General features: G+C 34.0%; 14 protein-coding genes, 1 tRNA gene and 1 pseudogene. 8 read left to right on the forward strand and 8 right to left on the reverse strand.

Translation table 11 applies throughout. The annotated features are described in order from the left end of the window. Position 1: 1 nt before the first annotated feature. From ACFQ4X_RS05465 to ACFQ4X_RS05475, 3 genes are read right to left on the reverse strand one after another with little or no spacing between them, the layout of a single operon-like run. A complete protein-coding gene (locus ACFQ4X_RS05465) occupies positions 2-442 on the reverse strand; it encodes a GNAT family N-acetyltransferase (RefSeq protein WP_379833564.1) in 441 nt (146 codons plus the stop codon). Positions 443-447: 5 nt separating this feature from the next. Further along, a complete protein-coding gene (locus ACFQ4X_RS05470) occupies positions 448-963 on the reverse strand; it encodes a YjcG family protein (protein ID WP_379833565.1) in 516 nt (171 codons plus the stop codon). A gap of 59 nt (positions 964-1,022) precedes the next feature. Then, a complete protein-coding gene (locus tag ACFQ4X_RS05475; RefSeq protein WP_379833567.1) occupies positions 1,023-1,754 on the reverse strand; it encodes an alpha/beta hydrolase in 732 nt (243 codons plus the stop codon). Positions 1,755-1,892: 138 nt separating this feature from the next. Between ACFQ4X_RS05475 and ACFQ4X_RS05480 the strand changes: the two genes are divergently transcribed. The 7 genes and pseudogenes from ACFQ4X_RS05480 (at position 1,893) to ACFQ4X_RS05505 (ending at position 5,868) form a co-directional block, all read left to right on the forward strand. Beyond that, positions 1,893-2,450, forward strand: coding sequence for a phosphatidylglycerophosphatase A family protein (locus tag ACFQ4X_RS05480; RefSeq protein WP_066288926.1), 558 nt, complete (start codon positions 1,893-1,895; stop codon positions 2,448-2,450). Positions 2,451-2,706: 256 nt separating this feature from the next. Beyond that, positions 2,707-2,782 (forward strand) — tRNA-Val (locus ACFQ4X_RS05485). A gap of 123 nt (positions 2,783-2,905) precedes the next feature. Continuing rightward, on the forward strand, positions 2,906-3,823 hold the full coding sequence (locus tag ACFQ4X_RS05490) for a tyrosine-type recombinase/integrase (RefSeq protein ID WP_379833569.1): 918 nt from the start codon (positions 2,906-2,908) through the stop codon (positions 3,821-3,823). A gap of 115 nt (positions 3,824-3,938) precedes the next feature. Continuing rightward, positions 3,939-4,313: pseudogene (locus ACFQ4X_RS19390) on the forward strand (copper amine oxidase N-terminal domain-containing protein); the annotation flags it as partial. 45 nt (positions 4,314-4,358) lie between these two features. Beyond that, a complete protein-coding gene (locus tag ACFQ4X_RS19395; RefSeq protein ID WP_425589403.1) occupies positions 4,359-5,111 on the forward strand; it encodes a ComEC/Rec2 family competence protein in 753 nt (250 codons plus the stop codon). Next, the gene (locus ACFQ4X_RS05500; protein ID WP_379833572.1) at positions 5,112-5,333 is read left to right on the forward strand and encodes a DUF3006 domain-containing protein; all 222 of its coding nucleotides are present in this window, start codon (positions 5,112-5,114) and stop codon (positions 5,331-5,333) included. It abuts the gene before it with no gap. A gap of 88 nt (positions 5,334-5,421) precedes the next feature. Next, a complete protein-coding gene (locus ACFQ4X_RS05505) occupies positions 5,422-5,868 on the forward strand; it encodes a hypothetical protein (RefSeq protein ID WP_379833574.1) in 447 nt (148 codons plus the stop codon). Positions 5,869-5,904: 36 nt separating this feature from the next. Here ACFQ4X_RS05505 and ACFQ4X_RS05510 read toward each other — a convergent pair whose 3' ends face one another. The 4 genes from ACFQ4X_RS05510 to ACFQ4X_RS05525 all read right to left on the reverse strand — a co-directional run bounded on the left by ACFQ4X_RS05510 (position 5,905) and on the right by ACFQ4X_RS05525 (position 9,561). Beyond that, positions 5,905-6,114, reverse strand: coding sequence for a hypothetical protein (locus tag ACFQ4X_RS05510; protein WP_379833575.1), 210 nt, complete (start codon positions 6,112-6,114; stop codon positions 5,905-5,907). A gap of 82 nt (positions 6,115-6,196) precedes the next feature. Beyond that, on the reverse strand, positions 6,197-6,931 hold the full coding sequence (locus tag ACFQ4X_RS05515; RefSeq protein WP_379833577.1) for a hypothetical protein: 735 nt from the start codon (positions 6,929-6,931) through the stop codon (positions 6,197-6,199). 4 nt (positions 6,932-6,935) lie between these two features. Continuing rightward, complete coding sequence (locus ACFQ4X_RS05520) at positions 6,936-7,688, reverse strand: hypothetical protein (protein ID WP_379833578.1); 753 nt, start codon at positions 7,686-7,688, stop codon at positions 6,936-6,938. Positions 7,689-8,277: 589 nt separating this feature from the next. Continuing rightward, a complete protein-coding gene (locus ACFQ4X_RS05525; protein WP_379833580.1) occupies positions 8,278-9,561 on the reverse strand; it encodes a DEAD/DEAH box helicase family protein in 1,284 nt (427 codons plus the stop codon). A gap of 443 nt (positions 9,562-10,004) precedes the next feature. Between ACFQ4X_RS05525 and ACFQ4X_RS05530 the strand changes: the two genes are divergently transcribed. Then, positions 10,005-11,174, forward strand: coding sequence for a type I restriction endonuclease (locus ACFQ4X_RS05530; RefSeq protein ID WP_379833582.1), 1,170 nt, complete (start codon positions 10,005-10,007; stop codon positions 11,172-11,174). A 380-nt stretch (positions 11,175-11,554) separates the two neighbouring features. Here ACFQ4X_RS05530 and ACFQ4X_RS05535 read toward each other — a convergent pair whose 3' ends face one another. Then, on the reverse strand, positions 11,555-12,688 hold the full coding sequence (locus ACFQ4X_RS05535; protein WP_379833583.1) for a hypothetical protein: 1,134 nt from the start codon (positions 12,686-12,688) through the stop codon (positions 11,555-11,557). Positions 12,689-12,815 lie beyond the last annotated feature (127 nt).

Below are 12,815 nucleotides of genomic sequence, written 5' to 3' on the forward strand. Positions count from 1 at the left end.
GTCACTGGGACGAATTCAATACTTTTTTCATTGCTACATGTGGTATGTTGGCATCTAAAAATGGTTCTGGGGAAGTGGTTTCATACCCCAGTTTTTTATAAAAGTCTTCTGCTTGAATTTGTGCATATAATATAAGGCTTGGAAAAGATTGATCTTTTGCAGTCTGTTCCATAGCTCTCATCAATTCTTCACCTAATCCTTTTTTTCGATGTGAGGAAAGGACACAAACCCGTTCAACTTTACCTTCACCCTTTACTTCGCGGAGTCTGGATGCTCCAACCGGCTTGCTGTTTTCATCGTACAGAACATAATGAGTAGCGGAATCTTCGAACTCATCGATCTCTTCACTTTCATCAATTTGCTGTTCACGTACAAATACATCTCTTCTAACTTCTAAAGCATCTTTGTAGCCTTGATCGTCAGATGTATACTTTTTAATCAAATCTTTTAGACACCCTTTCCAAGACGAAACGTTTCATATACTGTCCAGTATCCATTCTCCAGCTGGTATAGAAGCTGGAAGCGATCAATTCGTTCTTCGTGTTCAATGTCAATCATACGAAGACGCTCCAAGACATCTGAATGCTCTTCGTCAGATAGCTTTTGCCCCAATGTTAGATGGGGAACGAAATTATAAGGCTGCTGGTGTTCAAGCGGACCTGAGTACAGCTGATCATGCAGTGAATTTAATTCTTCTGCTTCGTTTACTTTTAGGTAGATTGCATTATTAACAGGATGGAAGGAGCCCACCTTGTTAATCTTAATTGAAAATGGATTAATGTTCTGAGCTACAGAAGAAATATAGGAAATCTGATCCTGAAGCTCTTCTTCAGTCGCCTCAAATGGTTCCTTTAACGTGATGTGAGGTGCGATAAGGGCATAGTGTGGATCGTACCTTTTTCGGTAGGAATTTACTTTGTCTTGTAGATTTTTTGATGGAAAAATTGCAATACCATATTTCATAATTCTTCCTCCCTCATCTTTTGAAATAGTATACCAAATATTCTTTTTATTTCCCACAGTTAGCGATTATTGTAAAGAAACGTTAATGCGGGGACTAAATCTTTTTGCCAGTTTACCCAAAGATGATTACCCTGAAACTCCGAGTATTCATAATCCAGTGCAAAATTAGCTAGCAGCTTGTTCATTCTGCGGTTTGGTGCAAGGAAATCTCTTGTTATTCCTTCAGGATTAGTGAAGCTATGTTCTTCATCGCCGATGGAATGATAAATCGTTAATGTTTGCATTTGTTCAATAGATTCAACGGTTTGCAGCAGTTCTTCTGGAATATAAGGGGATTGCACAATCACTTTTCCAAAGGTATTCGGATATAAAAGACTAAGTTTCATAGCAACATATCCGCCAAGTGAATCCCCGATTAATCCCATACCTGCGCCTAGCTGTAATGTGTTAAATTTCTCATTTAGATAAGCTGTCAATTCATATGCCATAAATCGAATATAATTCTCATGTTTTGCACCTGTTGGATCATATTTTGCTTTTCTGTCTTCAATTCCTTTATGGTTCACACCAATAATAATACAATCTTCTATTTGGTCTTCTTCCATCAAGCGGTCTGCTGTTTTTGACAGCTTTCCTAATTGAAAATAATCCCTGCCATCCTGTGCTATTAATATTGGATATTTTACTAGCGGGGTATACCGTGAAGGAAGATAGATTAGTAAATCTATTGTTTCATCTAAATATTTGCTTTGAATTTTATCGTCTGTAATGGAACCTTTAAGAATGGCCATAAACGGACCTCCTTTGCTGACATCATATTAAGTAAAAGCGTTTTCATTCGACTCGTATAATTGTAACATATAATGCTATAATGAAAGAATCAATACGAATGACGATTAACAGTGAACATAAAGATGAGGTGAAGTCTGTTGAAAAATAGAGTGCACAGTAGGGAAGTCGAAGCGGCAGCAAGAAGGCTGCTGAATGAAAGAGGCGTCACCATTCCTGAGATCGCAGAAATCGTTTATGAAATGCAAATTCCATTTTCACCAGGACTGACTAAAGAAGAATGCATCGAGAGCGTAGATGCAGTCTTAATGAAAAGAGAAATTCAGCACGCTATTTTAGTAGGTGTAGAACTTGATATATTGGCTGAGCAAAAAAAGCTATCAGAACCCTTGCAGAGTATCGTTGAACAGGATGAAGGATTGTTCGGAGTAGATGAAACGATCGCCCTCGGTGCTGTATTTGGATACGGAAGCATCGCTGTTACGACGTTTGGCCACTTAGATAAATTTAAGATGGGCATCATTCAAAAGCTCGATACGAAGATAGCAAACGGAAAAGTGCATACTTTCCTGGATGACCTGGTTGCAAGTATTGCAGCCAACGCCTCAAGCCGGCTTGCACACAGACTTCGCGATAAGCAGGAGCGACTGACAGCTGAAGAAATCGCACAGCATGAAAATGAAGAAAAAATAGGTTGATATTGGAGCCTCCGCGTTGGCGGAGGTTTTTTTGTTTACTTTTAAGCGGGGAGTTTGTCGAAAAGCCTATAAATGGATTTGAAGGACCATAAAAAAATTTGAAGGCTCATAAAATCTGTTGAAGGACCATAAACTTTTTTGAAGGATCATAAAAGTGAATGAAGGCTCATAAATGTTTTTCAGGCTGATAAAGTCAATTTTTTATTGACAGACTAGTTGCCCTGTCGTATATTTTTAATTGTTCCGTAAAAATAGAGATCCGATAGCTCAGCTGGGAGAGCGCCACCTTGACAGGGTGGAGGTCGTGGGTTCGAACCCCTCTCGGGTCACCATACGCAGATAATCCAAGGGTTTGTAGCCATTTATAAGTACATAAAAATGTTATGGTCGTGGCAAAACCTGTTATTGCCATCTAAGACCACTTCACAGAAAAAAATGTGAGGTGGTTTTTTTATATGTTAATCAAATTTGCTGTACAGGACTTTTACGAAGATCGAGAATTTAAAAATTTGTCACCTAAGACTATTACCGCTTACAAAGACATACTTAGTCAGTTTTTTGGATTTTGTCTTGAACAAGAAGTATTGAACGTTCAAGACATAACTGTGAACACGGTCAAACAATATCTTTTGCATTGCCAAAAGAGGGGAAATAATGCTACCACAACAAACTCTAAATTACAGCGAATACGTGCTTTTTTAAATTACATGGTTGAATGTGAAGTGATTGAAAAAAACCCCGCCAAGAGGGTGCAGAAAGCTAGAGAAGACATTCGGATTGATGTTTTTACTGACTATCATATTAAACAGATGTTGAACTACTACAGACGTTTAAGAAATCGAGAACACGCATTTCATTCTTATAGAGATCACACTGTTATTATCACTCTACTAGGCACTGGGTTAAGGTTATCAGAATTGTGTTCAATGAAATGGACAGATATTAATTTTGTGCAGCACACAATGTATGTTTTTGGAAAGAACAGAAGAAAAGAGTCAATTCCTATAGCAGAGAAGTGTATACAGGAATTGTCTGCATATAGAATGTACTGTGAACATTTCTTTGGAAAAGAAAACATTAATGAATACGTATTTACGAATAGGGAGAACAAACCACTAACTCCAAATGCAGTACAGAATGTCTTTAAACGATTATCTAAGATAATGAATTTCAGAGATGTACGTTTATCAAGTCACACCTTTAGACATACCTTTTGTCAGAAGTGTATACATGCTGGTATGAGTACTTTTGCAATTCAAAAACTTATGAGACATTCATCGATTGCAGTCACTGAAAAATATTCAGCAATGTGGGGAAATGATCTGAAAGAACAAAACGAGAAATATAATCCGTTAAATCATATTGATATATGAAAAAAATAAAAGATTATATAACAAAATTACCTTTTTGTGGTAAATTTAAAATGAAGTGAAAAATTAGAAAAGGGGGAGAAATATGAGGAGATTTAAAGGTTTTTCAATACTTTTAATGATTTGTTTAGTTGTATCTTTCTTCAAGGTGAACACAGTAACATCAGCTAACCCGCTTACTGTTTACATCAACAATGAAAAACAAGTTTACGATCAGCCGCCAATTATTCAAGACGGAAGAACTTTAGTTCCACTAAGAGGTATCTTTGAAAAACTAGGTGCTGAGGTAACATGGCATCAAAGTACTCAGACAATCACAGCTGTTAAAGATGATATCAATGTTTGGCTGAAGATCGGCTCTAAAACTGTAAAGATCAACAATGTATCCAAGACAATTGATGTACCTGCACAAACAAAGAATAATCGCACACTAGTACCATTAAGATTTGTAAGTGAAGTATTTGGAGCAAAAGTTACTTGGGATTCAAAGACTAATAGAATTGATATTACATACGATGGAGTAATCCCGACAAAGGAAATGAAAGTGCATTTTATTGATGTTGGTCAAGGTGATGCAATTTACATCAAAGCTCCTGAAGGAGAAGACATTATTATTGATGCTGGTAATAAAGGTAAAGGTGATGAGGTTGTCGCATACCTCAAATCTCAAAATGTAGATGATATTGAGATAATGATCTCAACTCACCCTGACGCTGACCATATAGGTGGCTTAGACGAGGTTCTGGAAGCATATAAGGTGGAAAGTGTATACGCACCGAAAGTTTCTCACACAACTCAAGCATATGAAGATTTCTTGTTAGCCGTAAAGAACGAAGGGTTAACAATCAAGACAGCTAAAACGGGAGTAGCACTTAATGTAAAAGGTGTCAGTGCTAAATTTGTAGCACCATACAAAGAATATGGTACTGACCTTAACAACTGGAGTGCCGTCCTACACTGGACATACAACCAGAACTCATTCTTGTTTACAGGTGATGCAGAGTTAGGCTCAGAAAAAGATATGATTGCTTCAAATCAATTGTTGAAGGCTGATGTATTAAAGGTAAGCCATCACGGCGCTGAAAACGGCTCTAGTGCAGAGTTTCTTAGTTTAGTTAAACCGAAGTATTCAATTATTAGTGTAGGAGCTAACAACAGCTATGGACACCCGACAGCGGGGGCATTAAACAGACTAAAAGCAATTGGTTCATCTGTATATCGTACAGACCAAAGAGGGACGATAACAGTCAAGAGTAACGGAACACAATTATCTTTATCAACGGTGAGATAGATGCCTAAAAAGGGAATTGTAGATCGTATTGAAGGTGATTTAGCAGTAGTAGAGTGTAGTAATAAGATACTTGCCATACCTTTATCAAAATTGCCTAGAGAAGTTAAAGTTGGTGATGTAATTGTCTTCCATCATGATAGTTCTATAACCATCGATGAGAAAGAAACCAAAGCTCGTAAAGACAAAATAACAAAGCTTATGAATGAACTGTGGGAAGATTAATAACAAATACAATCTATTTACTAGTCCTTTTTATGAAGCTTTCTGAGATCAATACGAATACTATCTATATGAATGGGATGAAGTAATTTTGAAAAAAGGATTAAACAAAGGAATTGTTTTTATAGTTATAATCGCTGGTGTATATTTTGGTTTGAACATAAACAAGACAACCACTATAGAAGTGATTCAACAAAATGATGAAGCAGTTACGATACAACCAACTCAGGCACAAATGAAAGAAGCAGATGAAATTAAAAAAGCAGCAGACGAATTCATGTACTTTAATTTTGCTAAATTTGGAAAAACCTCATGGTATGATTCAGTAACATCTAGTGGTGCTAAAATTACTGATAGGGAACGAATTTTTGCTGTTCAATACACAGATGATTCTCAATTTGAAAATGCCAAAAAGTTTGTTGGTTCACTTAACATGTTTTTTAGTGACAAGACCAATAAAAAACACAATGTCGAAAAGATAATTTTATTTGATAAGGATAACAATCAAGTCTATGAAATGGATACAGTGAAATGGTAAAGCCCAACTCATATGAGTTGGGTTTTTTTTATTTCACTACATTTTATGTTTACCTGTGTAATCCCAATATCCAGTGTTTATCTTTTTAGTTTGAGTGTTAATGTAATCCTTTAAGTCTTGTTCCATTTCATCTCCGTAAATTTCGCTTACCTCAAAGGTAATGATGCGTCCAAGCACAAAATCCATCACAGACACTTTACGACCTTCAGTCGGACTCTTTCGAGTAAACATTATAGAATATCTCACAAGAAACCACGCTCCTTTAATACAAATATATAAGAATATACGTTCGATTTAAACGAAAAGAATAGTCCTAAATAGGACTATTCTAAGTTTGAGTAAGCATGATATAGAGGGGGTGAGCAGTAACCAATATTATTAGTTTCTTTTTCTTCTCACTTATAGTTCGATGACAATTTTTATTATAATCTGATACTAAATTGATTCTATTTATGATATTACCCTTAACTTCCAATCTTCTATTGTAATATTCATAAACTATTGATTCATCTACCTCACTAACCATCCTTCCAAGCCAAATTTGTGTGTTCAATTTTCGAACAGCAGTATGGTATGGTCGATTCTTTCCAATTAGTTTGATATAACTTAGATAAGCTGAAAAGTCTAACATATATTGCGGAAAATCAATTATATTTTGATAAACATTACGGTTTATTTCTGATACATTATGTGATCTAAAAAAACTTCTGCTTTTGCAGACACGATGAGCAAAATTATACCTTCTTGGAATTGTTTGAGTTCTTAAGCCCAGCTTCCTTAATGTACGTTTGAAGTTCCTTCCAATGATTTTCGATAGTTTACTTTTTCTTTTAGCTAGATGTTTGATTACTCCAACACAATCCATTAAAATGACACCCTTATGAATATTGTGATATTCCAAAAAAGATAACAATTCATTTATCGCTAGTGCTTCCGCTACATTATTGTATGATTCACCTATTACTATCCTACGTTGAATAATACGCTTATCTTCAAATTCAATCACAAAAGCAAGATAGGAGTGTTGGGCTTGTACTGATGCGTCAGTATATGCTATAAACATTCTTTTATACTTTAGTTAACATATTTTCAACTTTATTCCTGAGACGTTCTTTGGTTACACGAATTTTCCCCTGGATATTTGCAGAATGAATAATGTTATTCAATTCTTTGCTACCATAAACTTTGACAGCAATTTGAATGTTTACTCCGTGTCTCAAAAATCTATTTAACATAGGTTCTGGTCTCTCTTCCCATCCAAACTTTCTTTCAAGATTTTCAACTAGTCTCTTCACAATTAGTTCCTGGTAACAACAGTTAACTCTATTTTTAAATTGGAGAACTGTTAACCCATTTCTACCCGCAAGATATTCAATTGCCTTTTGCCAATTATCCTCACTTAACATATATTTGTCCTTCACTTTTTCAAACCAATGAAATGGATTATTGGAATTTTTTTTGTTATTCAATTTACTTTCGAGTGGAAGCATGTTAGAAGACGTTGTACCACCTAACCCATATTTCGAAGGAAGCCCCTCCCAAGCTATAGGTATAAAGTGATCTAAAACAACCTTGTTTTTTCCGCCTGTCAATGCACAACAATTATCAAAATACGTCCTTATTTCTTCTTCTTCGTTTTTTTTCAAAGTGTTTGGTAATTGTTTCAAACGTTCTATTCTTCTGATGTAGGATTTTTCATGACGTCTTTTATAGCAAATATTACAGTAAATACGTTTTCCAACTTTACTGCTATTGTGAGGGTAAAAATTTTGTAAATCTTTATATTCTTTGCAGTCACTGCAACATTTTTTAGTGTTCAAGTTATCAGCACCAACCTTTAAATATTGTACAAATACATATGGTAATAGATGATGTAAGAATTGTCTACATTTTATACAGAATATTCTGACTAAATACTTAAATAAATAGTTACATATCTGGTGTTCAATACTTTATATTCAAAGAAAAGCTCCAAAATAATTTTTTGTTAATACAAAAATAAATAGGGGGTGAATTTCCCATTATTTAGTCTATATATCTTTATTATTTTAATGGCGGGTCAAAAAGTTATTCATTAGCAGTAACCTATGAGGAGCATTTGCGGAGCAAATGTGAAGCATAGGTTACTGCTCAATGTGTAACTTTTTGATCGCCCTAGAACAAGAAATGCACCCTACGGGTGCTAGTTGCGAAAATAGACTCGTTCCGCTTCGCTTCACTCCCTAATTTTCACTCCTTTGCTATACCATCACTTCGCTAAGCTCCGTTCAGTATAGCAAAGCAAAGCTAATTAATTTCTTTATCACTTCATGTACTCAATTTTATTTCTTTTTCTTTAAGGAATAAAAATAAAAACCCTTATAAATAAAGGGTTCTTTCAGGGTGAATAGGTACTACTCCCCCTAAAAATCATGCGAAGTTCCAATCACTAGGATGCTGGTTAGTAATTGCTCCAACTGGTGGTGTTTCAAAAACATCACTAGTCAGATATAACTTTAACAACGTTCTCATCCTTGAACTCGGTAAATATAAGTTAATTGGCTTACCATCTCTAATACGACTTCTCCAAACCCATTGTATGAGTTCTGATAATGCCCATATATCTTGGTCAACATTAACTCCATATTGTTCAAAAAATTTCTTTTCCATTACTAACATGTACCTATTTGCTAGATATGCTAAATTAAATCGATCCTTATACTCGTTAGTTGCTCGAGCATTTACTGGTATAAATGCCTTTGCGAAATTTCTTGGAGCAACATTTTTTTTACTATGAAGAATTGTAGTCCATAAAGAGTTGGAGGTAGTGGCTTTTACTTTGTTTGTTAGGAAATTATAAGCATTTTTCTTTAGAGGAGTCTGATTTTCTGGTTTTTTTAGCCAAGTTGAAGAGAGAGCATTAATCTTGCTGCCAATGTCATTGAGATTACCCTGATATACGTCAACTAATTCTCTTAGTTGTACTTTATCTTGAGGTGTTCTTTGATCGTATGGGACGAGTTGATAACCTTGTTCTTCTTTTGTTACTGATAAGTATCTGTATTGAATATTGTGCAGGTCGTAGTAATACCTTTGTAGTTGCCCACTGAAAAGGTAAGTCAGAAGATAAACGTGATCGAATAGTTTAAACATATCACATGGAAGATTCCAGATTAAGACACTGTCTGAGCAGTATAATAAATTTCCTGTGAGAGCCATGTTTTTTTCTTTGTCATACTTAGTCTGGGAATCCTTAAACTCATCATTCCACTGTATATACTTAATTCCAAGATTATTTGCTTCAATTGATATTGCCCCGCTTTTCAAAAGCAATTGTAAATCATTTCTTTTAAGGTCAACTTGTTCTATCACATTCAATACTTCATCTAAAATCAATGTATATCCGCTATCTTTTAGTAATCTTCTAGTTTCTGCATTTGCAGATTGAAATAAAGCATGTGTAGTGCAAATATCCTTCTTTTCTCTTAGCAATTGGTGTAAGCTTTCAAGTTTAGTTGTACCACTTCCTGTCGCAAGAGGTTCGTGAAACATCCTGTTACTTACTGTTTCTTTAACTCTCTCCACCTCATTTAAGAATGGAGTGACATAGATAAAATGATGCGATGTAGTACTTGCTTCATTCATTGCTTGAATTGCCCACGATGTCTTGCCATAACCACATGGCGCATCAACTACATTAATAATTTGTTTCATAAAGATTCTCCTTTACTCCAATACAAAGAAGACTTGCACAATGTACAAGTCTCTCGATATCGATGTAGTTTATTTGTAGCGGTCGTAATACCGCCTATATATCTATACACTTTTAGGTAAAAAACACACAGGAAAATACCTAATATAAAAACAAAATAAAATATTGATTTCATTTAGTTCATGTGTGGATCGGTTCGCTCGGAAATAATACCAGACTGTCGGGGTAGATGTATTAATGAGGGTTGCGTGATGTGAACCACCTTTCAGACTGTAAACCATCCCCCTCTGAAAGTAATATGACCACAACATACACTATGTAGAGGTCTTTTTTTAGAATTTTTGGAGAGTTAAGCGGTTTGACGTTAGGAAAAAGCAGGAAATACGTCTACGTAGAAGAAACTTTATTTATATAGAAAAGAATTCTTTATTAGGAGGAATTTGTTATGGAGTTTAAACAAGAACTTGAAAAACTATCTTTGCAACTGATTGAAAGAAAATCTCATATTATTAATGAAGAGTCAACAAAGCAAGCATTGATTATACCGTTTATTCAAAAATTAGGTTTTGATGTTTTTAATCCACTTGAAGTTGAACCAGAATATGTCTCTGATTTTGGGATTAAAAAAGGTGAAAAGGTGGATTATGCAATTAAGAAAGATAGAAAACCCATAATTTTTGTTGAAGCTAAATCTGTTAATGAAAAATTACATAGACACAGCTCGCAAATTTATAGGTATTTCAATGCTACACCGGAAGTTAGATTTTCAATATTGACAAATGGTACAGAATATAAGCTTTTTACTGATTTAAAACGGGATAATATTATGGATGACGAGCCTTTTTATCAATTTAACATTGAGTCATTGACAAATCTTGACATCGAAGTGATAGAACATTTCACAAAAGAAGAATTTGATGTAGAAGAAAATATTAAATTTTCTCAAGAACTTGTCTATACAAACAACATTCATTCAACATTAAAAGAACTTTTTAAGAATCCTTCCGATGATTTCGTTAGATTCCTTATTAAAGATTTAAATAATCAAAGGGTCACTTCTATAGTTTTAGAGAAGTTCAGACCGATTATTAAAAAAGCCATTAATCATACTTTATTGGAAATTATAGGAGAAGGTTTGTCCTTTACAAATGTTCAAGCAGACCAACCTAAAGAGGATATTTTAGTTTCAGATCAAACTATGGTTGATGAAAGTAACGAACTAGATGGAAATAAAGAACAAGCAAAACCTAACGTTTTAACAACTGAAGAGGAACTTAGAGCGTTTTCAATCATTAAAGAAACACTACAGGTTAGTGGAAGAGATGTTGAAAATTTAAAATACAAAGACAACTCGAGTTATTTTAATATCATGAATAGAGTAATTACAAAGTGGTTTATTCGCTTCTACTCTGATACTGATAATAAAAACATTATTACGAGATTGGATACACAAATAGTGGAGCAAATGTGTCCAAGTTTTAGAGTAGAGGAATCCCCAAAAGGTATGGGGAACTCTAGGATATATATAAGCTCTGTCGAGGATTTATTAGAGATGAAGAGCCTAATTTTAGCATGTTATGATGAAGTAAAGGAAGAAAGTAAAATTACGACATAGTATTGGTTTAATCATTACCTCACTCTTAATGAATTGATTCTAATCTTTTCTAAAAGCGCTCATTCCGAGTGCTTTTTTAATATCTCAAGGAATTTATTTCCTTTTTATCGAAGTTTGAAGCATAAGGGGGAATAAAGTGTTGATTGACAAGAAAATAATTGGAAAGTTATTGTACCAATAAATGGGGGATAAGATTAGACGTTTAGTGGGGAGTGTGTTTTTTTCAGTGTAAAATTTGAAGTAGAAAAAAAATGATGGTAAATGCACTATAAAGTAATTAGCACTTAAGATGAAAAAGCGGGGTTGTATTTTTATTAATGAAATGGAATTAAGTGAGTTGAGAGGGAAAAGAAAAGTAAAAAAGGATGCGTTTGCATCCTTTAAAAAGGTAAAGTTACCATCATGAAATCCTCGAATACAAACTCTCCTGTATATTTATAAACGGTTTTTAAACAACCTTTAACATCTTCTTTTGCTTCTGGTTTATTGTTTAAGTAATCTGCGACCTCTGAATAGAGTTCAAAATTAGTGCCAGCATCTTTTACACCTATACCTACCTTTAACACTTTTTCTTTTGTGTCGTATTTCAATGCTACATCTTCGAGTATATAGTCAGACCTCAAATTAAGATGCCAAAGAACCTCGCTTTCAAAATCATTTTTTAATAGTTCAATCCCCTTGTTGTTTTCCATCGTGAAGACAGTATCATAGTATTCAGTAATCAACTTACTGTAGAAATCTAGATTCCATTTTGCTAGTTCATTAAAATGTTTTATGTAGTTATTTAATTCATCGTACTTTAGAAAGTGAATACGATAAAATCCTTCTTTATCATTGAAAATTAATCGATTTAGATACTTTATTTCATCTATTTCCTCAGTTGTTTCTTTGTCGCCATCAAAATGCATTTTAACCATGTCTCCATCAAATATAGAAAGGATGTTAAAGTTATACAATGCTTTATGCTTGATACGCTTATCTAATGCACTTTTTTCGTATTCTAGTGCTTTGATGGAGGTAACTATTGAATTATAAATATCTTTGTCATTTTGAGGTTTATAGGATTCTTTATTTAATTGCTGATAAGCGAAAACTTGATCGTTTATTCCATAAGTGAATTTCAAATGAGGATTACTACTTGTTAAGTCCCATACCTTTTTCTCTAATTCTGGCTGGTCTATCATAAAATCTAGAATTGTGTCATTAGACCAATTCCAAATTGGACAAATATTTATGTTAGGGTCATTTTCCTTAGTATCTTTTGTTAAGAAGCCCCATAAATCTTTTTCGCTTTTTTTACAACTAACGATCAGACATGTAAAGTAATAAATTTCTTCTATTTGTGCAACTTTATATGCAACCATATCAATTTCACGATTTATTGGCTGAACATCATCTAAGTAATATCTATTGTTTATAACATTCCATCCGTTTTCCTCTAATAATCTAGTTACTTTATATTCTAAGACAAAACCTGTTTTATGAATATTTTCCTTTATCTTATCAAAATCCACAACGATTCCCCCTTTCGTTTTCCTATATATTACATTTTACAATCAAAATAAGAAAATTGGAATATTTTGTAGAATGGAGTTTTATAATTTAGTAGGTTATTTCACATGTTTAGAATCAACTTAAATG

Source organism: Fictibacillus halophilus (genome assembly GCF_042680145.1).
Taxonomy (GTDB): Bacteria; Bacillota; Bacilli; order Bacillales; family Fictibacillaceae; genus Fictibacillus; species Fictibacillus halophilus_A.